This window comes from Candidatus Poriferisodalis sp. (assembly GCF_965262965.1).
GTDB lineage: Bacteria > Actinomycetota > Acidimicrobiia > Acidimicrobiales > Poriferisodalaceae > Poriferisodalis.
Genome location: NZ_OZ253573.1, coordinates 1,624,989 through 1,647,996, shown reverse-complemented (window position 1 = coordinate 1,647,996; position 23,008 = coordinate 1,624,989). Strand labels below are relative to the sequence as shown.

General features: G+C 63.1%; 18 protein-coding genes and 2 pseudogenes. 12 read left to right on the top strand and 8 right to left on the bottom strand.

Annotated elements, in window-relative coordinates; genetic code table 11:
* Complete coding sequence (locus ACQY5K_RS07835) at positions 1 to 645, top strand: hypothetical protein (RefSeq protein ID WP_428121711.1); 645 nt, start codon at positions 1 to 3, stop codon at positions 643 to 645.
* A gap of 48 nt (positions 646 to 693) precedes the next feature.
* On the opposite strand, the gene ACQY5K_RS07830 is transcribed toward ACQY5K_RS07835, so the two are convergent.
* Together ACQY5K_RS07830 and ACQY5K_RS07825 are read right to left on the bottom strand one after the other, a co-directional pair.
* Positions 694 to 1,752 carry a helix-turn-helix domain-containing protein gene (locus ACQY5K_RS07830; RefSeq protein WP_428121709.1) on the bottom strand — a complete coding sequence of 353 codons (1,059 nt, stop codon included), beginning with the start codon at positions 1,750 to 1,752 and terminating at the stop codon, positions 694 to 696.
* Positions 1,749 to 2,369 carry a hypothetical protein gene (locus ACQY5K_RS07825; protein WP_428121706.1) on the bottom strand — a complete coding sequence of 207 codons (621 nt, stop codon included), beginning with the start codon at positions 2,367 to 2,369 and terminating at the stop codon, positions 1,749 to 1,751. Before ACQY5K_RS07825 ends, ACQY5K_RS07830 begins: the two co-directional genes overlap by 4 nt.
* 249 nt (positions 2,370 to 2,618) lie before the next feature.
* On the opposite strand from ACQY5K_RS07825, the pseudogene ACQY5K_RS07820 reads away from it, so the two are divergent.
* A pseudogene (locus tag ACQY5K_RS07820) lies at positions 2,619 to 4,121 on the top strand (type I restriction endonuclease subunit R); the annotation flags it as partial.
* 55 nt (positions 4,122 to 4,176) lie between these two features.
* Here the strand turns inward: ACQY5K_RS07820 and ACQY5K_RS07815 are convergent.
* Complete coding sequence (locus tag ACQY5K_RS07815; RefSeq protein ID WP_428114710.1) at positions 4,177 to 5,130, bottom strand: transposase; 954 nt, start codon at positions 5,128 to 5,130, stop codon at positions 4,177 to 4,179.
* Between the two features lie 104 nt (positions 5,131 to 5,234).
* A complete protein-coding gene (locus tag ACQY5K_RS07810; RefSeq protein ID WP_428114711.1) occupies positions 5,235 to 5,558 on the bottom strand; it encodes a hypothetical protein in 324 nt (107 codons plus the stop codon).
* Between the two features lie 152 nt (positions 5,559 to 5,710).
* Here ACQY5K_RS07810 and ACQY5K_RS07805 point away from each other — a divergent pair, with 152 nt between their 5' ends.
* The 3 genes and pseudogenes from ACQY5K_RS07805 (at position 5,711) to ACQY5K_RS07795 (ending at position 9,281) form a co-directional block, all read left to right on the top strand.
* On the top strand, positions 5,711 to 7,225 hold the full coding sequence (locus ACQY5K_RS07805) for an IS1182 family transposase (RefSeq protein ID WP_428119130.1): 1,515 nt from the start codon (positions 5,711 to 5,713) through the stop codon (positions 7,223 to 7,225).
* 184 nt (positions 7,226 to 7,409) lie between these two features.
* Positions 7,410 to 9,041 (top strand): annotated as a pseudogene (locus tag ACQY5K_RS07800) (type I restriction enzyme endonuclease domain-containing protein); the annotation flags it as partial.
* Positions 9,042 to 9,107: 66 nt separating this feature from the next.
* On the top strand, positions 9,108 to 9,281 hold the full coding sequence (locus ACQY5K_RS07795; protein ID WP_428121704.1) for a hypothetical protein: 174 nt from the start codon (positions 9,108 to 9,110) through the stop codon (positions 9,279 to 9,281).
* 730 nt (positions 9,282 to 10,011) lie between these two features.
* Here ACQY5K_RS07795 and ACQY5K_RS07790 read toward each other — a convergent pair.
* Entirely contained in the window at positions 10,012 to 11,556 is a 1,545-nt protein-coding gene (locus ACQY5K_RS07790) for an RNA-guided endonuclease InsQ/TnpB family protein (protein ID WP_428121701.1), read from the bottom strand.
* A gap of 447 nt (positions 11,557 to 12,003) precedes the next feature.
* On the opposite strand from ACQY5K_RS07790, the gene ACQY5K_RS07785 reads away from it, so the two are divergent.
* The 3 genes from ACQY5K_RS07785 (at position 12,004) to pncB (ending at position 16,314) form a co-directional block, all read left to right on the top strand.
* On the top strand, positions 12,004 to 13,044 hold the full coding sequence (locus ACQY5K_RS07785; protein WP_428121699.1) for an SIR2 family protein: 1,041 nt from the start codon (positions 12,004 to 12,006) through the stop codon (positions 13,042 to 13,044).
* A gap of 23 nt (positions 13,045 to 13,067) precedes the next feature.
* Positions 13,068 to 14,798, top strand: a complete 1,731-nt coding sequence (locus ACQY5K_RS07780; protein WP_428121696.1) for an ATP-binding protein — start codon at positions 13,068 to 13,070, stop codon at positions 14,796 to 14,798.
* Positions 14,799 to 15,003: 205 nt separating this feature from the next.
* On the top strand, positions 15,004 to 16,314 hold the full coding sequence (gene pncB / locus ACQY5K_RS07775) for a nicotinate phosphoribosyltransferase (protein WP_428121693.1): 1,311 nt from the start codon (positions 15,004 to 15,006) through the stop codon (positions 16,312 to 16,314).
* Between the two features lie 58 nt (positions 16,315 to 16,372).
* Here the strand turns inward: pncB and ACQY5K_RS07770 are convergent, their stop codons facing one another.
* Positions 16,373 to 17,035, bottom strand: a complete 663-nt coding sequence (locus ACQY5K_RS07770; protein ID WP_428121690.1) for a peroxiredoxin — start codon at positions 17,033 to 17,035, stop codon at positions 16,373 to 16,375.
* A 147-nt stretch (positions 17,036 to 17,182) separates the two neighbouring features.
* Entirely contained in the window at positions 17,183 to 18,259 is a 1,077-nt protein-coding gene (locus tag ACQY5K_RS07765) for a hypothetical protein (protein ID WP_428121688.1), read from the bottom strand.
* A gap of 116 nt (positions 18,260 to 18,375) precedes the next feature.
* On the opposite strand from ACQY5K_RS07765, the gene thiD reads away from it, so the two are divergent.
* The 4 genes from thiD to ACQY5K_RS07745 all read left to right on the top strand — a co-directional run bounded on the left by thiD (position 18,376) and on the right by ACQY5K_RS07745 (position 21,950).
* The gene (gene thiD, locus ACQY5K_RS07760) at positions 18,376 to 19,218 is read left to right on the top strand and encodes a bifunctional hydroxymethylpyrimidine kinase/phosphomethylpyrimidine kinase (RefSeq protein WP_428121685.1); all 843 of its coding nucleotides are present in this window, start codon (positions 18,376 to 18,378) and stop codon (positions 19,216 to 19,218) included.
* Between the two features lie 96 nt (positions 19,219 to 19,314).
* A complete protein-coding gene (locus ACQY5K_RS07755) occupies positions 19,315 to 20,955 on the top strand; it encodes an acyl-CoA mutase large subunit family protein (RefSeq protein ID WP_428121683.1) in 1,641 nt (546 codons plus the stop codon).
* Between the two features lie 332 nt (positions 20,956 to 21,287).
* A complete protein-coding gene (locus ACQY5K_RS07750; protein ID WP_428121681.1) occupies positions 21,288 to 21,803 on the top strand; it encodes a DUF4333 domain-containing protein in 516 nt (171 codons plus the stop codon).
* 9 nt (positions 21,804 to 21,812) lie between these two features.
* Entirely contained in the window at positions 21,813 to 21,950 is a 138-nt protein-coding gene (locus ACQY5K_RS07745) for a hypothetical protein (RefSeq protein ID WP_419922308.1), read from the top strand.
* Between the two features lie 5 nt (positions 21,951 to 21,955).
* Here ACQY5K_RS07745 and ACQY5K_RS07740 read toward each other — a convergent pair whose 3' ends face one another.
* Positions 21,956 to 22,939 (bottom strand): MDR family oxidoreductase, encoded by a 984-nt coding sequence (locus tag ACQY5K_RS07740; RefSeq protein WP_419922309.1) that lies wholly within the window; start codon positions 22,937 to 22,939, stop codon positions 21,956 to 21,958.
* Positions 22,940 to 23,008: the final 69 nt, after the last annotated feature.

The following is a 23,008-nucleotide window of genomic DNA, read 5'->3' as shown; positions in this document are numbered from 1 at the left end:
GTGAGTACGAATATTGTGAACCTCTATCGATATATCGTCAGGTACGACACGGGTTTTGCTCCGAATCCGTATCACGAGTTCTGCACGATCGCAACGTGCAAGCCCAAGATCAGGAAGGCGGCTCAACCAGGTGATTGGATCATGGGACTTGGCAGTGCGCAAGCCGAACGCGATGGTCAACTGGTTTACGCAATGCGCGTCTCGGAGACGCTGGCCTTCGACGAATACTGGAATGATCCCAGGTTCGCATACAAGAAGCCGAGGCAAGGCTCGAACTACGAGGGCACTTGCGGTGACAATGTGTATCGGTGGCACGACGAGATGGGTGTATGGATTGAAGAGAAGTGTTTTCATTGCGATGACAACCTCGCCGAGGACACCAGCGCAGACCGAGTGCTCATTGGAGCGGAATTTGTCTACTACGGTGGCGCAGCGATTGACTTGCCGGTTGAATTTCTAGCCCGGGGCGAGGACTATTTTTGTCGATTCCGTAACCACCAAGTACACAACCTGCCGACAGATCTCAAGAATGGCGTGATCGAATGGCTCGAATCGCTATGCCGTGACGGTGGCCGCTTAGGTGAGCCCGCGGAACGACGAGAGATCACCGGCTCGGAAGTAGTCAAGCCGACTGTCCACTGTTGACGCTCAAGAAGTGGACACGTCGACTCTTCGCAGAAGATCGCAGACGTTTTAAGAAGCGACTATTGAGAGTCGGGCACCCTGCAGAAACGGTGGCGGATCGCTCGCCAACGGGGCAACGCCGACGATTTCTCCGGCTTCGGCCCGATTGAGGCCTGCTTCAGCGAGTGCACTTACGAGCCGCAACGCCAAGCTGGGTGTCTCTGGAGCCAGTTCGTCGCTCAGAGGTTCTTTGGTTCGCCAACCGCGTTTGCTGAGCGCTTTGTAGAGCGAGGTCCGCTTCGCGGGGGAGAGCGTGCCCAATCGATGTGCGCGCTCGATGAGTGCTTGCATGGAGACTCCCCATTGACGCTTGAGCAGGTGGAGCCGCCCGAGGTCGAGGTTGCGCAGATCCGGCCGGATGACCGTAGCCGGCATCAAGAACTCTGCTGCGAAGGCGTTCGCTTCATCCTCCGGATCATTCCCCAGCTCCCCACTGTGCAGGCAGATGTGCCCCAGTTCGTGCGCGAGTGTGAGTCGCAGCCGGTCCGTCGGTGCTCGTTCGTTGACCAGCATGACCGGGTAGTCGTGTGACCACTGCGACAACCCGTCCACGCGACTTCCGCCTGACATCTCACCAAAGTCCTCAGCAACGATCAGGCAGCCAGCGGATTCGAGCCAACCTGTCAGTCCACGTACCGGGCCGGAAGGCATACGCCATTGCATACGCACCATTCGGGCTGCCTCATCCGGCGAGTACTCCAGCGGGTCAAACCTCGGAAGCCCAAGCCGGGGCACCATCTCGACGGCATCCGTGATGGCTTCCAGGTGCTGTCGGTACACGTTCAACTTGGCTTCTAGCCGACGCCAGACGGTCGGCTTCGCAGTCGCTCGACGACGCATGTGCACGTCGATCATGAATGCTCCCTCAGTTCGCTCGGACCGCTGTAGGAAGGCGGCGGTGACACCGAGGGCATCAGCGAGATCGGCGACCGCGGCCGCATCAGGCATCCGCAACTCGTTCTCGTACCGGGACAGCGCTGCTTGAGTGATCCCGGCGACGTGTGACAGTTCCTCTTGTGTCAGGCCTTTTGCCCGCCGGAGCGTGACGATTGCCTCGCCCAAGCTCACTGTTCTCGGGACCTCGGATCCTCGCGTCGAAGACGCTCGAGCCGTGCTCGTACCTGGGTGTCCTCAAGGTCATCGCGAGGCGGCAGCGGCGTCACGGAAGTACCGGCCCCAGTCTCGGGCAGCTCATGGACCCATAGCACGTCGTCCCGTCCGTCCCTCATGGACACCACCGCAGGCCCGATTTCCGAGCTCTCGCCGATCCACACGTATCCACTGATGAGGTTGATCTGCTCAAGCCCTTCGAGCACGAGCTGCTCGGGGGCTTGACTCATGAAATCCATCGCAGTTTGCGTGGGGTAGCTGGCGACTTGCGCGGGCGGGTGGTGGCGCTTCACCCTGATGCGGTAGCGGTCTCCAGACACTATTTCTCTCGTCGTTCCATGTTCGACGAGAAAAACGGAATCGGCATCGCCCAAGAGCGCGCACACTTGGTACCAGAGACGGTCGTGGATCCAGTTGGCCAGTCCTCGCGCGCTTGCTTGGGCCACAAACTCTGGCAACGCCGACAGGTAACGCTGAAAGTCCGCGCGGGTGTTTGCGACGCTCGAAGCAAGGGCCTCAAGCAGTTTGTCGCCGAGTTCGTCGAGGACCCTTGCCTTGTCACGGATTCCGGTCATCCAGCGTCTCCCAACGTGGTGGCACAACGCGGCGATTTCATACCAAAAAATATACCACCTCCCGGAGGTGTGCAGAGTCATGCGGCTGTTCGATGGATTTCTCGCCGCACGTTGGTCTCGGAGCGGTGCGCGGAAGGAGTTGCCTAGGCTCCCAACAGCACTAGTCCGCGTCGCTTGACGACACGACGGTGAAGGCTCAGGCCGCGCCGGGACTCAGTAACTCTCTGGTTTGGCAGCGATGGGGATGGCGTGACGGGTCTGGATGAATCTGCAGTCGAGCAGCTGGCGCTGCAGTGGCTTCGAGACCTTGGATGGGCCGTGGTCGGGGGTCCGGATCTGCTGGGCGATGCGGGTGCTGCGGAGCGCACAGACCACGGCGAGGTGGTCTTGGCCGGGCGAGTTCGGTCGGCGCTAGAGCGACTGAGTCCGGAGCTGCCGGGCGATGCGGTCGCCGATGCGTACCGGGAGCTGACGCACGCTCAAGGCTCGACGCCGGAGGGTCGTAACCGCGCGTTCCACCGAATGTTGGTGGGTGGAGTCACTGTTGAGTACCGCACCGCGGACGGAGGCATTCGGGGAGCTCAAGCCCGGGTGATCGACTTCGATCGACCCACCGACAACGACTGGTTGGCCGTCAACCAACTCACCGTGACCGAGGGGGAGCACCGACGGCGCCTCGACATCGTCCTCTACGTCAATGGGTTGCCGCTCGGAATCATCGAACTCAAGAGCCCAACCGACCCCGATGCGACGGTGTGGTTGGCATGGCAACAACTCCAGACCTACAAGGCTGAGCTGTCAACTCTCTTCGCACTGAATGCGGCTCTCGTCGTATCTGATGGCATAGAGGCGCGCATTGGAACTCTCACTTCAGGGCGTGAATGGTTCAAGGCGTGGCGCACCGTTGACGGTGACGAGGTCGCCGATACCGGTTCGCCTCAGCTCGACGTCCTCCTGCGCGGAGCGTGCGCGCCTGCCCGGTTCCTATCGCTGGTGCGCGACTTCATCGTCTTCGACGACGACGGCAGTGGCACGCTGGTGAAGAAGATGGCGGGATACCACCAGTACCACGCCGTCGACGTCGCAGTTGCTGAGACCTTGCGCGCCGCTGGCGTGCGGCACGACGGCGCTTTGCCGACGCCCGCCCGTCCGGCGCGAAGCGAAGCATCAAGCGCCGGAGACCGCCGCATCGGCGTGGTGTGGCACACGCAGGGCTCGGGCAAGAGCCTGACGATGGCGTTTTACGCCGGTCGCATCATTCGAGAACCGGCCATGGCCAATCCCACACTTGTCGTGCTGACCGACCGCAACGACCTCGACGACCAGTTGTTCGCGACTTTCTCGCGATGCTCAGATCTTCTGCGCCAACCGCCTGTGCAAGCCGAGAGCCGCGCCGACTTACGCAGCCGATTGGCGGTCGCTTCGGGCGGAGTCGTGTTCACGACCATCCAGAAGTTCTTCCCGGAAGAACAAGGCGACCGGCATCCCGTGCTCTCAGACCGGCGAAACATCGTGGTGATCGCCGATGAGGCACACCGGAGCCAGTACGACTTCATCGACGGCTTCGCGCGTCACATGCGTGATGCCCTGCCCAACGCCTCCTTCATCGGCTTCACGGGAACGCCAATCGAGCAGGTGGACGCGAATACGCGTGCAGTGTTCGGCGACTACATCAGCGTCTACGACATTCAGCGCTCCGTTGAGGACCAAGCCACTGTCCCGATCTACTACGAGAGCCGACTGGCCGAGCTAGGAGCCTGAGGTGTGTCTGAGTCTTCCGCGGAGATCGGCTGAGAAATGAACCAAGTCATGCTGTGTTCTCGGGGTTGTTGGTGGTGGTCCGGCGGTTGTGGTCGAGCCGTCGTGTGCGGGCTCGTTGGAGGCCTTGCCGGCGGGCCTCGCGGATCGGTTCTCCTCGTTGGTGGTGTTCGTCGTCGGGGGTGACGTAGCCGAGCGCTTCGTGCAGCCGGACTTCGTTGTAGTCGATCCGGATGCGTGCCAGCTCTGTGTCGAGCAACGCCGGGTCGGTGATCTCGTCGAGGTGGGGCCATTCGTGCTTGATGTGCCCGAAGAAACTCTCGATCCAGGCTTGGTCGGTGGGGGTGTGGGGTCGGCCGTGGTGTTGGGCGATGGCCATCATCGCCATGTAGGCGCGGGTGTCGTGGCTGGTCATGGCCGGGCCGTTGTCGGACACGGCGAGCAGGATCGGCCGGTCGGGGTCGTCGATGTCGAGATCGAGGCGGTCGTCGGTGAGCAGCTCGTCGAGATCTTGGGCTAGCAGCGCCTGGTCGAAGATGACGCGCACTTGGGTGGAGGTCTCCTCGGTCGAGACCAGGGTGGTGATCCAGTAGCGGGAGACCATGTCGACGATGGCGAACACGCAGCGCCGGGCCCGCCCGAAGTGGGTGACGTCCCAGATCCAGATCCTGTTCGGTTCCCAGACCAGCCAGTGGGGCCACGGCGTCTTGGGCCGCCGTGGTGTCGGCGGCTGTTCGGGCAGCACAAGCCCGTGGGCAGCCAGAACGCGCCGAAACGTCGAGGGGGCCACCCACACCCGGCCCACATAGGAACCGCGGTGGGCGAGCTTGCGGTGCGACCGGTCGACCGGTCCCCACTCTTCAGCGACAGCGAGGACCTCCGCGACTTCGTCGGCCAGCACCGCATGCACCGGCGCGCCGCCCGGGGCGAGGTCGCTGAGCGTGCCCAGCTCGCGTCGGCGGGCCCGCCAGCGGTGCACCCGGTCGTCGGAGACCTGCCACACACCGGTGGCCCATGTGTGCCAGAACCCGGCGGCAACGGCGTCGTCGACGGTGTTGAGGACCAGCTCTTTGGCCTCGGCGGGGACTCTCGCCGGGACCGGTCCGTTCAGTCCCAGCCGGATTTTCCCCGGACAATGGCCAACTCGATCGCTTGGACCTTGATCGCCTCGGTGAGCTGACCGATCTCTGCCCGGGCCGCTTCGAGCTCCCAGTTCCGTTCGGTGGCCGGGCGACCCGGTTTGCGGGCCAGCGCAGCCAGCGCCGCGTCCTTCACCGTCCGGCGGATGGAGATGATCGTCGACACATCGACCCCCCACTTCCGGGCGGCGTCGGCCTGGGTGATCTCTCCGCCCGCGACCTGCAAGTAGATCTCCCACTTCGTCTCCGCGGACAGCTTCTTCGGTCGACGCCGACCCTCGCTGACAGTCATCTGATGCTCCTTCACGCGTCAGCGAGAACACGATCAGACTTGGTTCATTCCTCGGTGGACCCTCCGCGGCAAAGTCAGACGCACAACAAGCCTGCTGATTTATTGGGGCGGATTTCCGCGTGTTGGGGGTGTGCGCGCGGGAGAATGTGTGCATGCAGGGTTCGTGCCGTTTGGATCGTGAGCTTTTGGATGCGCGGGCGTTGTGCGGGCATCTGGTGGGCGTGGGCTCGGTGCATGCGTTCTTGGCTGAGCATCGCAGTCGTCTGTTTCCTGACGGGTTGTTCGCTGATTTGTTCGGGTCGCGTCGGGGGCGTCCGTCGGTGCCTGGCGAGGTGGTCGCGGTGGTGATGGTGCTCCAGGCGCTCGAGGGCTTGTCGGATCGGCAGGCGTGCCGGCGTTTGGCGACTGATATCGCGTGGAAGGCTGCTGCGGGTCTGGCGTTGACTGATGAGGCGTTCCATCACACGGTGCTGACGTTGTGGCGCAATCGGCTGCGTGCGAGCGGTGATCCTGATCGGGTGTTCCGGGTGGTGAGCGAGTTGATCGCTGAGTGCGGCGCGGTAGCGAAGAGCCATCGGCGGGTGCTCGATTCCACGGTTCTTGATGACGCTGTGGCCCGTCAGGACACCGTCACGATGCTGGTGAACCAGATCCGGCGGGTCCGCAAGCTCCACGGCGGGCTCGCCGATGTGTGGGTGCGCGAACGCAATCTCGACACCGGCGGGGCGGTGGTGGACTGGGGCGATCCCGGCGACGTGGAACGGCTCGTGAGCGAGCTCGTCGACGACGCACTGGAGCTGATCGGCACAGCAGAAGATCTCGAATTGGACGACGCTCAGGGCGACGCGGTGGCGTTGCTGGCGCTGGTGGCGGGCCAAGACGTGGAGCCCGGCGACGGTCCGGGGCGGTGGCGCATCGCGCGGCGCACCGCGCCGGGGCGAGTGATCTCGGTGGTGGATCCCGAGTCGCGTCATGTGCATAAGTCGCGCAGCGTCTACCGGGACGGCTACAAGGCCCACATCGCGGCGGAGCCCGACACGGGTCTGATCACCGCAGTGGACCTCACCGCGGGCGATGTCGGCGACGCGCGGGCCGCGCCCGGCCTGATCGCCGACGAGGCGGCGGGCACCGAGGTGTACGGCGACAGCGCGTATGGCACCGGGGATCTGCGCGCTCATCTCGCCGAACGCGAGATGACCGCTGTGATCAAGCCGCCGCCGATCCAGACCGCGGTCGACGGCGGGTACAGCATCGACGACTTCGACATCGACATCGACGCCGGCACCGTGACCTGCCCTGAAGGCATCACCGTGACGATCAGCCCCACCGACACCGCCCGCTTCGGCCGCCGCTGCCGCACATGCCCGGTGCGAGCACGCTGCACCACCGCCAAAGACGGGCGCACCATCAAAATCCACCCCCACCACCAGCTCCTCAAAGCAGCCCGCAAACTGGCCCGCACCGACTGCTTCGACCATGACTACCGCCGCCGGCGGCCCATGGCAGAGCGCTCCATCGCGTGGCTCGTGCGCAACAACCGAAGATGCCCCTACCGAGGCATCCACAAAAACCGGCAATGGCTCACCACCCGCGCCGCAGCAGTCAACCTCAAACGACTCACCAACCTCGGACTCACACACAACGGCCGCCACTGGGCCATCAACTGACCCCCACCACAAAACACCGCCAACAACCCACCGCGACACCCAAACCCAACCCGAACCCCACACACACGACCCCGAACAGCCACCGCCACACCGCCAACCACCCCTCGGACCGTCACAACACGCCCGACACAAACACTTTCAGACAGGCCCCCACCCACCCAGACCCGACTTGCTCAGCAGGCTCCTAGGCCTCGACCCGGACGCGCAACCGAGCATTGACGAGGACTTCGAGGAGGCAACCGAGGGCGAGGAGCTTGAGAGAACCGAGAAGCTGAAGACGAAGTGGGCAGCACTCGAAGCTGTGGTCGGCACGCCGAGCCGTATAGCCCTCGTGGCGGCCGACATTGTTGAGCACTTCGAGGATCGTCTCGATGCCATTGACGGCAAGGCGATGGTGGTGTGCATGAGCCGGCGGATTTGCGTCGAGCTGTACGAAGCACTGGTGCGGCTGCGACCGGACTGGCACGACGGCGATGACGCCAGCGGAGCAATCAAGGTTGTCATGACAGGCTCGGCGTCGGATCCAGAGCACTGGCAGCATCACATCCGGAGCAAGGCCGGTCGCGAGACGCTCGCGAACCGGTTTCGAGATCCCGAAGATTCGATGCGCATCGTTCTCGTACGCGACATGTGGCTCACCGGCTTCGACGCACCGAGCCTGCACACGATGTACGTCGACAAGCCCATGCGCGGCCACGGACTGATGCAGGCCATTGCGCGCGTCAACAGGGTGTTCCGCGACAAGCCCGGCGGTCTCGTCGTTGACTATCTGGGCCTCGCACACGAGTTGCGCCGGGCTCTTCGGACCTACACGCAGAGTGGTGGAAAGGGCGATGCAGTCCTCGATCGCAGCCAGGCAGTAGCCGTCATGCTCGAGAAGCACGACGTTTGCTGCGGCTTGATGCATGGCTTCGACTGGTCGAAATGGCTGGATGGCGTCCCAGCGGATCGTCTCGCTCTGCTGCTGCCCGCCCAAGACCATGTCCTCGCACAAGAGGATGGCAAGGATCGCTACACCCGGGCCGTCCGCGAGCTGTCGCAGGCGTTCGCGCTCGCAGTGCCCGATGAAGCAGCCATCGCAATCCGAGACGACATCGGGTTCTTCCAGGCCGTGCGCAGCCGGCTGATGCAGCGGTCTCCGGACGAAGAGCGGAGCCAAGACGATCTTGACCACGCCGTTCGCCAGATCATTTCTCGAGCGGTTTCATCGGGCGAGGTCACCGACATATTTGAGGCCGCCGGACTTCAGAAGCCCGACATCTCGATCCTTTCCGAGGAGTTCTTGGCCGAGGTTCGCAACATGCCGCATCGCAACCTCGCAGTCGAGTTGCTCCAGAAACTCCTGCAAGGTGAAGTCCGCCGACGCCAGCGCCGCAACGTCATCCAGGGTCGCTCCTTCGCTGCAATGCTCGCCGAGACCATTCGTCGCTACCAGAACCGCAGCATCGAGGCCGCGCAAATCATCGAAGAACTCATCGAGCTGGCGCGCGAACTTCGCAAAGCGGACGAGCGCGGCGAGCAACTCGGCCTCACCGATGACGAACTGGCGTTCTACGACGCCCTCGAAACGAACGACAGCGCCGTTGCGGTTCTGGGCAATGACACTCTCCAGGCGATTGCACGCGAACTAGTGGAGTCCGTCCGAAACAGCGTCACCATCGACTGGACACTGCGGGAAAACGTCCGCGCAGGTATCCGCATCAAGGTCAAGCGAATCCTGAGACGGCACGGGTACCCGCCCGACAGGCAAGAACGGGCAACTCAGACCGTCCTGGAACAGGCTGAAGCGCTTTCCGCCGACTGGGCGGTGGCCTGAACCAGCGTCACACTTCTGTGAATCGGGCGCTTGACAACAATGGTCCTATCCGCGAACTTGCGGAGCATGGCGACGTACGAGAGCTACAAGGGCCTAACGCTCCCCGAAGCGTTGCTGCAGCTCGTTGAACACCATGGCAACCCCCAAACACGGCATCTGAGTCAAGACGAGGTAACGCTGCTGGAGCGGGCCGCCGACTGGATGGACCGCAATGGGTGCATGGTGGTCGTGTCGCCATAACGTGCCAAGGTGGCAGCGAACTGAGCTTGAATACACGCATCGCTCTCGCTTCCATGAATTCTGGGTGGCAGCAGCGGCGCGGTGTTCAAACGGGTTTCGCCTGGCGGCGGCGGGAGGTCCCAGTCGAAGATGCACCAACATGGAGGCATGGCGCGCGCCCCAGCGTTGGACCCGATGCGGATGTTGCGGAATATTGAACCCAGCGGTCAGGCAAGCAAGCTCGACACCAGCAAGCGGGGCTTCTGGCCGCCACTGCGTGACCGCAACCTGCAAGGCCGGTTGTTTGGAATGGTCCGTTTGGATAGCGGCAGTGCCCGCGAGATGCACCTCCCTGGCGACCAAATGCTGCCAGTGCTGACGGAAACACTTGAGTCGTCCCCGATTGCGACGATAATATGGCGACTCTCGCACTCGCCGAAGGAACAATGTGCATCGTGCAGATGGGCGTATTGCACCGGATCCTCGTGACCAAGCCAGGACGGGCTGCTGTTAGGCGACCCCCGATCGACGCGGCGTACGCTAAGCGCAGCGTTGAGCCACGCAACACCAGTACAGCGACCTACCGAGCGTACAAGAACACGCCGAGTTCGCGAGCTCTCTCGGCGACAGCTCCGATCTCGCCTTCAAATAGGTCAAGTTGACAGCTTTATCAAGCCTCGACACCTACAATGGGAAGAGGCACCCAATCAATTCATGCGATGTAGACCCGACAGGCGAAAATACGGATAAGTTAGGGGCTTATATCGGGTGTTAGCCGTTTGTTTGTGAGGATCTCGGTAGCCGCTGGTGCGGTTGGGCTGGTTTCCCTCCGGCCCGGTCCTCTTTCGACGGCGAAGTCCCGCGCCGCCGGTTTGGTGTCCTGGTTGGCTGTGAGGGCTTGCCAGGAGAGTTCTTTCACGTTGCGGGCTGCGAGAGTGTCGGCGTTGCCGACGATCCCGCAGTCTTTGCACCAGTAGCTGGATTGGCTTTCTCTGGCTACTAGCGCACCGCATCGGTGGCAGAACATCGACGTGCCCGCGGCAGGGACGCGTATCACAAGGATTCCGCGTTTGACGCCGGCGCGTTCGAGGGTGGTGCGGATCCCGCCGAAGCGGGCGTCCGACAGTGCCCGGTTCAGGCCGCGTTTCGCGGCCACTCCTTTGCCGGGGTGTTCTTTGGTGCCTGCTGCTGAGGCGAGCATCCCGACGGTGTTGGTTCTCTCGACCCCGACCACGGACACACCCGGCGTGGACACGATCTCAGCAGCGATCTGGCCGGCGCTGTTGTCGCGCCGGTTCGTGCGCTTGGCGTGCAGGCCGCGCAGCTGCCGCGACAGCGTCCGCCAGCGACGCGACCCGTGATCGCAACGCGAGCGTTGCTGTTGCAGTTCCCGGATCTGTGTGTTGAGATCGGTTTCGTCGGCCATGTTCAGCATCCGACCGTCCGACAGCGCCATATGCTCCACCACCCCGGCATCAGCGCCGATCACCTCATCACGTGACTGGGGGGCTTGCACCGGTTCGGGATCGGTGCGGCGCAGCTGCACATGCATCACATATTTGCGATGCTGCGGGCGGGTGCGGACAGTGACTTTGCGGGTGGTGTCCACGATCTGTATCGCGCCGGTCCATTCGTGGCCCTCAGGCGGACGCCACCCGGGGTCAGCGAGCCGCAGCCGTTTGCCGCCCGGCAGCCGCACCGACCCGTCTGCGCCGAGGATCACTCCTCCGCGGTACACCAACGCAGCAGCGTTCGCGGGTTCGCTTTCGAACCGTTTGCGGGACCGGAACAGGCGACCGGTGCCCTGCTTGTTGTGCCGGTCTTGTCGCTGGCGGGCTTTGGCCAGCCTCGTCTCGCAATAACGGACCTCGCCGGCTGCGGTCTTGCGCAGCTTCCCTTTCGAGTTCACCGCCCCGCGCACCGCCGAAGCTGACCGGTGCTCACCTGCAGCGTCGAGCTCTGCTGCCGCGAGCCGCACTGCCCAGAACACCACACTGCGCTCCAGACGGCCACGGGCCTTGTCCCATTTGAGGACAGCGTCGCGGCCCGCTTCGATCCCCGGACGCTGCAACGCAACCGGCACCTCGCCTGGCATACGGCCGCTCGCACGGTCCGCTGTCAACAGTTTGTGAAGATCGAACTTCGACGGCACCCGGTTGCCTGACTCGACCGCTTCGAGACACAAACCCACACCGCGATTGAACGCCTGACGCTGCTCACCCAGCAACAACCAGATGCTCAGCCGATCCCTCCGACCGCTCAACCGCACCGGCACACGCACCGTCACATACGACACCACCCGAACATAAACAGCACCCCCACCCGGTGGAACGGCTAACACCCGATATAAGCCCCATAAGTTAGGACTAGAATGCCCTTTTGACTAGCGTGTATTTCACGACCGATCCAAATTGAGCTGATCGCGCGCCGGGAGGCGTAGCATTCCGGATTGGCTTGACTCAAGTACGGCGTACACTTGGGTTCATGGTCGGAAGAAATGGATGTGTAGACGAATTACTCGCCTTCCAAGTCTTTGTTGGCGCTGTCGATTCCAATGTCGAGGAGCGCGCATCCACACGTGCAGCTAATATGAGGCAGTATGAACACATGCTGTGAAGCAACTCCTAACGCAAGTGCCGCAAGTGAGAACCAGCTAGCGCGCGCTCGAAGACAGGTAGGCACCTTGCTCCGCAATGGACAGCCGTCTTTTTTGCTTGGTGCCGGATGCAGCGTTTCGGCGGGCTTGCCGCTCGTCAACGAATTGGCGGGTCAAGTTCTTGAAGACGCCGAGGTACGCGATCCTACTAAGATTGCGCTTCAAGCTGTTATCCAAGAATTTGAATCTGACACCGACGAGCGATCTGCACACATCGAAGACTATCTGAGCGAGCTTGTCGACCTCAGATCGATCGCGACGCGGCGCCAAACTAGAGGCAATTCGGGTGCGAGCGTCGGTATCGGCTCTAAGGGCTATAATGCGTCGTCACTCGCAGATATCATCGAAGACATCAGCCACGCGATCGTCCGTTCGGTTGATGTAAACCTGACCGAAGACAAACTCGACGTACACCGACTGTTCGTTAGGACGATACACCAGCCTATTCGAGACGGCCGGTCGGAGCGGGCTAAGCCCGTGAGCTATATCGTTCTAAACTACGACACGCTTATTGAAACCTCCTTGGCCTACAAGCGAATAAAATATGCCGATGGACTCGACGGAGGTACGATTGCCTGGTGGGACCTAGAAGTCTTCCGGCAACCAAGCCTAAAGGCCCGAGTCTACAAGATACACGGATCTATCGATTGGCGCGAATCAGTTGATGACCCACTTCGATTTCCAAGACGCACACTAACGTCGACTACTTCAGAACCTAACAACAATGGCCGCGTCATGATATGGCCTGCTGAGACTAAGTATCGAGAAACCCGGCAAGATCCATTTGCTCAACTCGCCGAACAAGCGTGGTTCTCTTTACGTCAGGCGTCGAACGCGCCTTCTTTGTTGTTGACATGTGGCTATTCGTTTGGCGATGCACATATCAACGAGGAAATCACACGCTGTCTAAGGGAAATTCCGGATTTGACTCTCATCGTTCTCATTGGCGCTTGTTGCCCGGCCCGTGTACCAGAACTCGCGAAGTGGCAGGACGACCCAGTGTTGGGACCTAGGATCTTGATCTATTCTCAGCATGGCTTCTACCATACGCCAGAGTCATTTGTCTCGAATGCTCCGCTCGATTGGTGGAAATTCGAGAACCTTGCATCACTGATCGAGGAGGCATAATGTCAGGTCTAGCTTCGTCCCATATGCACATTAAACTACTTGCCATCGGAAAAGTGATTGAAGTTCGAGGGAGTCAGATTGTAGCAGAACTAGATCTGGATATCATCGAACTATCTCGCGTATACGAAGGCGAAGTATATGATATCGGCCAATTTGGCTCAATCCTAAGAATTCATTTTGGCCGAAAAACGATATTCGCAATGGTCAACCGGCTTCGAATGAAGGCCGAATATGAAATGGAGCGAATAGGTCGATCGGATGCGCAACCGGACCAAAGAGTGCTCGAGGCCGATCTCATCGGCGAAGGGCGCTACATATCGACGGCATCAGCGCAGGGGCAACCAATCCTTAGATTCGAGCGAGGTATTTCGACATATCCGCTGCCATTGCAAACAGTATACCTTACTCCTAAAGACGAACTTCGAGCAATCTACACGGGCGAACATGCCTCACCAATTGAAATCGGGACCTACGTTGGCGCAGAAGACTCACCTTGCCTACTTGATTTGAGCGAGCTTGTTGGCAAGCACGCCGCCATTTTGGGAAGTACCGGCACAGGAAGATCGGCTTGCGTAGCCGCCCTTCTTAAGGGAATAATGGAGTTAGGTGAAGGTGGAGACAAGGACACGTGGAGACCTACTGTAATTGTCTTAGATCCCCATAACGAGTACGCGAGGGCTTTCCCGCAAGGGTGTGTTTTATCCCCGGATGATGGGACGTTGTCGCTCCCGTACTGGCTGATGAGCCTGCAAGAAACTGTGGAACTACTGACGGGTCGCACGGAACAGGCAGCCACAGCACAAGCGAGTATTATTAAGGATGCCCTAGCTGCAGGCAAGCATGTAACGTCACAGGATGACGAAGAGACGGCTGGCGAGATCACTGTTGATTCTCCGATACCTTACAATCTGGATGCATTCACTGAGCACATTGAGAGTGAGAAACCCGGAACCAAGACTGGCCAGGGCCCATATAATTCGGTCCTCGAAAAATTGCGGATTCTTCGCGAAGACGTGCGCATGTCCTTCATGATGTCACCTGAGTCCGGTGCAAACGAACCTGCTGGCACCGATCATGTCGATGCTTTGGTGTCTATCATGCGATCTCTGCTGGGCGATGGCCGAGGCCCAAGTATTGTGGACTTGTCAGGAGTGCCCAGCGAAGTTGCCGGTATACTCACCGGTACCATTGCGCGATTGCTTTTCTCGTGGCGGCTTTGGCAGTCGAGTGAGGAGCGTGAGCGTAACCCTATCCTTCTAGTCTGCGAAGAGGCCCATTTGTATGTGCCAAACAGAGGCAATGCCCAGTTCGCAGAAGCACAGCAAGCCGTTCGTCGGGTAGTGCGCGAAGGTCGCAAGTATGGGCTTAGCCTGATCGTTGTTTCCCAAAGACCAAGTGAAATAGACGAAGCAGTATTGTCTCAATGTAACTCGTGGATTGTTTTGCGAATTGGGAACGACAATGATCGCGAGAGAGTTCGTGCTGCGCTTCCGGAGTCGATGGCGGGATTGGCGTCGGTCTTGTCGTCGCTTCGACGTCAAGAGGCGGTCGTACTTGGGCAGGCGACTACCCTTCCTGCGCGGATCCGGATTCGAACGCTGGCGCCCTCTGAATTGCCGCTTTCGCACGACATCGACTACCTGGAAGGTTGGAGTCATGGAAACGCCGATCCCGCGGTGATGAGGAGAATCGCCCGGCGTTGGCAGACTCAAGGTAGGGACGCGCAGCCTCTAGCTACTGGCGAACTGCCCTGAGCCAAGAGGCTGCTTGGTGTGTGCGATGCCGGTTTCTTAGGCGGATGTTCGGGACGACACTTAGATTCCTCATAAGTGGACTCGTGCAGCGTCCTCTCGACACCGACCATCGCCGCGACGCTACTGGCGCATGCTCTCGCTCCTCATAGCTGGCTGAAGCAGCGTCGGTGAGTGCGGTCGGGGCGCGAGAAGGCAGACTTACCGAATGGGCACGGCGATGATGACCGACCTGTACGAGCTGACCATGCTCGATGCGGCTTTGCAGTCGGGGGTTGCGTCACGGCGCGCGTGCTTCGAAGTATTCGCCCGGCGACTTCCGCCAGGCCGTGGCTACGGCGTCGTGGCGGGCCCGGGGCGCCTGGCCAAGCTACTGGCCGACTACCGATTCGAGGCCGAGGACCTGGCGTACTTGGCGGGCCTTGGCCGGTTCAGTGACGACCTGCTCGAACACCTCGCGACGTTCCGTTTCGATGGCGACGTCTGGAGCTACCGAGAGGGCGACTTCTACGTGCCCGGCAGCCCGGTGCTGCGGGTGGATGCCTCATTCGGTGCCGCGTTGCTGGTGGAGACGCTGGTGCTGTCGGTGCTGAACCACGACTGTGCTGTGGCCTCTGCAGCAGCCCGGATGCACGATGCCGCGGTCGGACGTCACCTCATCGAGATGGGTGGTCGCCGTACGCACGAGCTGGCGGCGGTCGCAGCTGCACGCGCCGCCTGGCTGGTCGGCTTCGACGCCACATCCAATCTGTTGGCCGGCACGCAATACGGCATCCCGACCGCGGGCACCGCCGCGCACGCCTTCACACTCGCGCACCACGACGAGGAAGCCGCATTCGATGCGCAGATGCGCGCCCACGGACTCGAGACAACGCTGCTCATCGACACCTATGACCTGCGCACAGGCCTCGAACGTGGGCTGTCTGCGGCGAAACGGCTCGGCGGGGTGCCCGGCGCAGTCCGCATCGACTCGGGCGACCTGACAGTGGAAGTGCCGCGGGTCCGTCAGTGGCTCGACGATGCCGGCGCCGAAGCGACCCGCATCGTGGTCTCGGGCGACCTCGACGAGTACCGCATCGACGACCTGGCCGAGCTTGCGGTGGATGGATACGGCGTCGGCACGCAGCTCGTCGTGGGCTCGGGTCACGCCACCGCAGGCATGGTGTACAAGGCAGTGGCAGTGGCCCGCCATTCCGGCACGTTCGAGCCGGTTGTCCCGGTTCACAAGGAATCCGAAGGCAAGGCCACTCGTGGCGGCGTCGTGCGGCCGTACCGGGTTCTGTCGGACGGATTTGCGACCGCCGAAGTGCTGGTCGAACGCGATCGGCCGGGTCCACCCGACAGCCGTCCGCTGCACGTGCCCCTCGTACGCGCCGGACGCGCCGTCTACCCCTACACGCTGGGCCAGGACCGCCGATTCCACCAGCGCGTCCGCGCCGAATTGCCGGAACCGATGCGGCGGCTCGACGGAGCGCCTCAATTCGAAGCTGAGGTTGCGGCCGATCCGGATGTGACCTGAGTCGAGGCCAGTCTTGCTCAGCCTGCCAGTTTGGCCCCGGTGATGAGCCGGGTGAGTGCTAGGCGCCGGGCTGCGGAACGAGGCGCAGGTACGGCAGCGGCGATTCCCACCCGTCGGGGTACTTCTCGGCGGCAGCCTCATTCGACACTGCGGGCACGATGATGACGTTGTCGCCCTGCTGCCAGTTGGCGGGAGTTGCGACCTGCTCGGCGGCCGTCAGCTGGCACGAGTCGAGGAGCCGCAGGATCTCAGCGAAGTTGCGACCGGTGGTCATCGGGTACGTCAGCGATGCCTTGATCGTCTTGTCCGGCCCGATGATGAACACGGTGCGAGCGGTGGCGTTCTGTGCAGGGGTGCGACCCTGCGACGTGGCCCCGGCGTCGGCGGGCAGCATGTCGTAGAGCTTCACGACATTCAGCTCGGGATCGCCGATCAGCGGGTAGTTGACCTCGTGGCCGGTGGCCGAAGCGATGTCGGCCTTCCAATTCGCGTGGTCGCTCACGCCATCGACGCTGATGCCGATGATCTTGCAACTGCGGGCGACGAACTCGTCTTTGAGTGCGGCGACCGCGCCCAACTCGGTCGTGCAGACCGGCGTGAAGTCCTTCGGGTGTGAGAACAGCAGCGCCCAGCCGTCGCCGATCCAGTCGTGGAAGCTGATCTCGCCTTCGGTGGTGTTGGCAGTGAAGTCAGGTGCAGTGTCGTTGAGGCGAAGTGCCATGGAAGTCCTCCAGTGGGCGGTGCCGTGCGTGGAAGTGCACGGGCGTCGCAGCACAGGTTAGCGCCAATCAGTGACAAATCCGACTGGATTAGTCAGGAATTGGCAGATGATGTGGCGGCAGGCCCGGACTGGACTGTTGGGAGCCGCTCAGCAGCAATCGCGAACCGGGGTGCCGTCGGCGCGGTGGTAGTGGATCGTGCCCAGCTCGTTGAGCGCCCGGTTGCCGGTTGGAGCGCTGTCGGTGGCGAACACGCCGGCTGCGGCGCCGAGCTCGAGTGCCCGGTCGACGTTCACGACGCGGGGTCCACTGCGGCGAACAACCGCCGTCGCCACTGCCTCGGCGTCGATGACATGTTCTCGGTCGCCGTCGAAGGACAGCACGGCAGGGCCCCGCAGCTCGACCGGTGTCTCAAAGCCGACGCAGTAGTGCTCCAGCACCGGCACCGTGCGATACAGACCCGGCGCGAGAGGCGCCCGCATCGGACGCCCCCCTGGGCCGCACTCGACGATGACCGCGGCGTCCTCATCGGGTCCGCACGGGTGCAGCAGCCCTGCCAGCGAGCTGAGGCCGATGCTTGCTGGGTGCGAGCGTGACACAAGCACTTGGCGCAGCAGGTTGCCGTCGGCTGGCATTCGGTTTCCGACGAAGTCGTCGGCGAGGGTGACGGCGTCGATGAGCGCAATGTCGGTCGATCCGTCCGCAAGGCGGACTTCGATCATCTTCGAGCGGGGTGCGCAGGCGTCGGCGTCGACGATTCCGCACGCCACGAGGCCTGCGGCCGCACCTGCCACGGTCGGTTCAGTCAGGCTGGGGAACACGTTGTTCGTGCCGGTTGACATCGGCACGAGGGTGGCTTCGGGCCACACCTTCGCGACCGTGCGGTTGGTGCCGTCGCCGCCGAGAGTGATCAGCGAGCCGACCTCGCGCAGGCGCATGGCCTCGACGGCGCGCACCGTGTCCGCCGGCGACACGGTTGCGGCGACATCCACGATCTCGATGTCGGCCTCGATACGCAGGTCGGTGAGTGCCCCAGTCGCGATGCCGAACGGCTCGGCCATCGCCACGATGCGCGTCGCACCCGCAGTGACCGCGCCGATCACGGCTCGAGCGATCCGGTTGCGCTTGTCCTCAGTTGTCGACACTGCACCGCGTGCGGCGACGCGCCGGATGTCGCGCCCCGAAACCGGGTTCGCAATGATCCCGACGACGCCGTTTGTGGCCATTGCGGGCCGACCCTAACCAGCACCTCATCGCTCGGGCGAGGCCGTCGAAGACATTCGAACAATATTGACGGCCGTCGTGCCTGCTGCGAGCGCGATTGAACTGTTGTACTTGTGACATGCCCGGCGGAACGGCAACTGACACGCCACAGCCGCCCACAGCGCGGTCCTGGTCGCCGGCCGCGCTCACCATCGCGGGCGCCGATTCATCTGGCGGGGCCGGTCTCGCAGCCGACCTGCGGGCGTTCGCTGCGTGCGGCGTGCACGGCGCGTTCGCCGTGACGCTGGTCTCAGCTCAAAACACCGTCGAGTTCCGCGGAGCGCAGCCCATCGATGCCGAGTTCGTCGCTGCGCAAATCGATGCCGTGCTTGACGACATGCCGATCACAGCATCCAAGTCGGGTTTGCTGCTGACGACAGAGTCCATTGCCGTCGTGTCCTCTCTCGCAGCACGCCGGCTGCCGCAGCTGGTCGTTGACCCGGTTCTCGTCAATGGCGCAGGCACGCCCATGCTCTGCGCGCAAGCCGAGCGCGCCGTTGCGACACGGCTGCTGCCGCAGGCCCGGGTTGTGACGCCCAACCATCTTGAAGCCGGACGGCTGCTCGGCCGCGACCTCGGTGACGATCCCGAAGCTTGGTTCGATGCTGCGCACGAGCTTGCCGCAGCTGGGCCCGAGGCCGTCGTCATCACCGGCGGTCGACTTCGAACCGGCGACTCGGTCACCGATGTCGCTCTCGTCGACGGCAACGTGCGGCTGCTGTCGGGCCCCCGGATCGCCACGCGCAACGTCCGAGGCTCTGGCGACACGTTCTCTGCGGCGATCTGCGCCGAGCTCGCCAAGGGTGCTGGCCTCGCTGACGCCATCGAGCGCGCACACGACCTCACCGCCCGTGCGATTGCCGCATCGGCACAGCGGCGACTCGGAAGCGGCCAGGGGCCGGTCGACCCGATCGCTGCCTGAGCGATCGAAAACTGAGCGAATCACACCTGCTGCGTACACTGCGAGCGTCGTATTCGAGAGTGATCGACGACGCCGCAGGCGACAGGAGGCACCGCTGTGACACGCGAGCGCTGGCAGTCAGAACTTGAGGCCACACGGGTGCGCGACGCCGATTTCGAGACGATGAGCGGCATCGAGCTCGATCCCCTTTACGCGCCCGACGGCGAACCTGACGCGGCGGTCGGCTGGCCGGGTCAGTACCCGTATACGCGCGGCGTGCACGCGAGCGGCTACCGGGGCCGCCTGTGGACCATGCGGATGTTCGCTGGCTTCGGCACCCCAGAGGACACCAACGCGCGCTTCCACGAGATCCTGGCTGCCGGCGGCGGCGGGCTGTCCACGGCATTCGACATGCCCACGCTCATGGGCCTCGACTCCGACGATGTCATGTCGCTCGGCGAGGTGGGCCGCTGCGGTGTGGCCGTCGACAGCGTCTGTGACATGGCCACGCTGTACGACGGAATCGACCTCGAGGCCACCACGACGTCGATGACCATCAACGCCCCCGCTGCGACTGTCTGGGCCATGTTCGTCGCCAACGCCGAGGAACAGGGTGCTGATCGCCGCAACCTCGGCGGCACGCTCCAAAACGACATCTTGAAGGAGTACCAAGCCCAAAAGGAGTGGGTGTATCCGCCACGCCCGTCCATGCGCCTGGTCGCCGACACCATTGAGTTCGCGACCAACGAGATGCCCCGATGGAACTCGGTGTCCATCAGCGGCTACCACATCCGCGAAGCCGGCTCCACCGCGGCCCAAGAGCTTGCGTTCACACTTGCAAACGGCTTCGCCTACGTCGAGTCCGCCGCGCAGCGGGGGTTGTCCACCGACGAGTTCGCGCCTCGTCTCAGCTTCTTCTTCAACGCGCACATCGATTTCTTCGAAGAGATCGCCAAGTACCGCGCTGCGCGGCGCATCTGGGCGCGCTGGATGCGCGATCGCTACGGCGCCCAGGACGAGCGGTCGATGATGCTCCGCTTTCACACGCAGACGGCGGGGGTGTCCCTCACGGCCCAGCAGCCCGAGATCAACATCGCCCGCACCGCGATCGAGGCGCTCGCCGGCGTGCTGGGCGGCACCCAGAGCCTGCACACCAACTCGATGGACGAGGCGCTGGCGCTGCCGACCGACAAGGCAGCTCGCATCGCGCTGCGGACCCAGCAGATCATCGCTCACGAGAGCGGAGCGGCCAACGTCATCGACCCGCTCGGCGGCAGCTGGTTCATCGAAGAGCTCACCGACAAGCTCGAAGCCGAGGCCGAGGAGATGTTCGCCCACATCGACGCTGCGGGAGACGGCTCGATGCTCGAGGGTGCGTTCCGGCTGATCGACGAGGGCTGGTACCAGTCCGGGATCGCCGATGCCGCGTACGAGTTCGAGAAGAAGGTGAATGCAGGCCGGCGTGTGGTCGTCGGGGCGAGCGCATTCACCGAGGGCAGCTCCGACGACGACATCGAGCTGCTGAAGATCACCAACGACGATGAGCAGAGGCAGATCAAGCGGCTGGCACAGGTGCGGGCCCACCGCAATCAGGCAGCGGTCGACGAGGCGCTGGTGTCGCTGCGTCGCGCGGCTGAGACCGATGTCAACCTCATGCCGCAACTGATCGAGACGGTGCGTTCGCGCGCCACGGTGGGCGAAGTCACCAACACTCTGGCCGAAGTCTTCGGGCGCTTCCAGGAGCGCCCGTTCATCTAGGGGGCCGAGCAGCCCGTGAGCGCAGCACACGAGAGCAGGAGACGACTGGCTTCACAACGCAGGTCGCCAACCATCGGTGGGTTTGTTCAGAAGCGTCGCCGTAGCCGGACATCTGCCGAATGCTTCGGGGTGCATCCGCGTTCTGCACTTCGATTTCTCGGACAGTGCCGATGACCTGCGGTTTCGCCCCGTCTGCTGAGCGCGTGAGCAGTTCCTGCGATGAGCTAATGTCCCGTCAGCCCCAGGGGGAGGTCGGCACATTGCAGAGACCATCCGCACTGGAGTCAGACCGTATGCGAGGGCGATCGGCGCCGCTGCGAACCGTGCCGCCGATGCCGAAAAAGCGGTCAGCGAGGCTCGCTGCACTTGTGGCGACCGTCGTCCTGCTCGCAGCTGCATGCGGCGGGGACCCGGAACAGACTGCGATCGAGCGCGAGGTGCAGAACTACCTGCAGAGCGTGGTGGCGCCAGCGGAGATTTCAGACATCGACTGTCCTCCCGACGCTCCGATCCGGCCCGGATCCAGTTTCCTGTGCGATGGTCTGGTGGAGAACGAGTTCTACGAGGCGCAAGTCACCATCATCGATGAGCAGGGCCGCAAGGAGATCCGTCCTCGTCATGCCGTGATGCAGGTGATCGCGAAGGAGGCGAGCCTGGCGGCCGAAGCCGCTGAAGCGCTGGGGTTCGACGTTCAGGCCGATTGCGGCGACAGCCTGTATCTGGTTGTCTCGGTGGGCCAGCCGTTCCTGTGCACGCTCGAGCAATCAGGCACTGATCTCACTCAGGACATCGAGGTGAAGGTCCAGAACGAGATTGGCACCACCGTCTGGAAGCTGAAGAGTTCGTAGGCCCGCAAGATGCCACCGAATCGTTACGACGCTGCGGGAAATCTCCGCCCCCTGCGCCAGCGCAGCCCAGGATTGTGGTGGACCGCGATCCTGATCGTCGCAGCGATGCTGCTCACCGGATTTGCCGCGATCACCTCGGTGCTGTAGCCGATTCAGGCGCGCACGTCCACGACGGTGCGGCCCTTCACCTCACCGGCAAGGATCTTCGGCCCCAGCGCAGCGACGTCGCCGAGTCCCACCGTCGTGGCCATCGAGGCCAGCAGGTCACGGTCGGCCAGCTGATCGAGACGTTCCCAGGCTCGCTGGCGCGGCTCGAACGCACACATGACCGAGTCAATGCCCAGCAGATTCACGCCGCGCAGCAAGAAGGGGATCACCGTGGTGTCCAAGCCGTTGCCGCCCGCAAGTCCGCAGGCCGCCACGCTGGATCCATACGACATCTGCGTGAGCGCGTTGGCGAGCGTCGTGCCGCCGACTGCATCAACGCAGCCGCCGAATCGCTCGCCGGCCAGCGGTCGCTGCGGTGGCTCTGCCAGCTCGGCCCGGTCGATGATCTCGGTGGCGCCGAGGCTGCGGAGGTAGTCGGCTGTTAGAGGTCGGCCGGTCGAGGCGGCAACTTCGTGCCCTGCGGCGGACAGCAGCTGGATTGCCACGCTGCCGACGCCACCGGCGGCGCCAGTGACCAACACCGGCCCAGAACCGATGCCATGGTCCTCAAGCGCAGCCATCGCGAGCATCGAGGTGAATCCAGCGGTGCCGATGGTCATGGCGTCGAGGGTGGACAGCCCGTCGGGCAGCCGGACCAGCCAGTCACCGTTGACGCGTGCCTGCTCGGCGTAGCCGCCCCAATGCACCTCTCCGACACGCCATCCGGTCAGCACGACGCGATCGCCCGCAGCAAACCGGCCGTCGTCCGATGCTTCCACCACGCCGGCGAAGTCGATACCTGGCACGTGGGGGTAGTTGCGCACCAGCCGGCCGATGCCGCCCAGGATCATCCCGTCCTTGTAGTTGAGGGTGCTGTATTCCACCGCAACCGTGACGTTGCCGTCCGGCAGCTGGGCCTCGTCGACATCGGCCAGCTCAGCGGTGACCTTGCGGTCCTGTTCATGGAGCATCAGCGCACGGAATGCCATCGGTCGTTCTCCTCGCGTTCGCTTCGCCGGTCCGGTGTCGCGGATCCGAGCCGCGCATCCCGGCGAATC

Coding starts and splice junctions, on each gene's coding strand:
- ACQY5K_RS07825 (WP_428121706.1), bottom strand. CDS start 2,369: ATGACCGGAATCCGTGACAAGGCAAGGGTCCTCGACGAACTCGGCGAC.
- ACQY5K_RS07810 (WP_428114711.1), bottom strand. CDS start 5,558: ATGACTGTCAGCGAGGGTCGGCGTCGACCGAAGAAGCTGTCCGCGGAG.
- ACQY5K_RS07805 (WP_428119130.1), top strand. CDS start 5,711: ATGCAGGGTTCGTGCCGTTTGGATCGTGAGCTTTTGGATGCGCGGGCG.
- ACQY5K_RS07795 (WP_428121704.1), top strand. CDS start 9,108: ATGGCGACGTACGAGAGCTACAAGGGCCTAACGCTCCCCGAAGCGTTG.
- ACQY5K_RS07780 (WP_428121696.1), top strand. CDS start 13,068: ATGCACATTAAACTACTTGCCATCGGAAAAGTGATTGAAGTTCGAGGG.
- pncB (WP_428121693.1), top strand. CDS start 15,004: ATGGGCACGGCGATGATGACCGACCTGTACGAGCTGACCATGCTCGAT.
- ACQY5K_RS07770 (WP_428121690.1), bottom strand. CDS start 17,035: ATGGCACTTCGCCTCAACGACACTGCACCTGACTTCACTGCCAACACC.
- ACQY5K_RS07765 (WP_428121688.1), bottom strand. CDS start 18,259: ATGGCCACAAACGGCGTCGTCGGGATCATTGCGAACCCGGTTTCGGGG.
- thiD (WP_428121685.1), top strand. CDS start 18,376: ATGCCCGGCGGAACGGCAACTGACACGCCACAGCCGCCCACAGCGCGG.
- ACQY5K_RS07750 (WP_428121681.1), top strand. CDS start 21,288: ATGCCGAAAAAGCGGTCAGCGAGGCTCGCTGCACTTGTGGCGACCGTC.
- ACQY5K_RS07745 (WP_419922308.1), top strand. CDS start 21,813: ATGCCACCGAATCGTTACGACGCTGCGGGAAATCTCCGCCCCCTGCGC.
- ACQY5K_RS07740 (WP_419922309.1), bottom strand. CDS start 22,939: ATGGCATTCCGTGCGCTGATGCTCCATGAACAGGACCGCAAGGTCACC.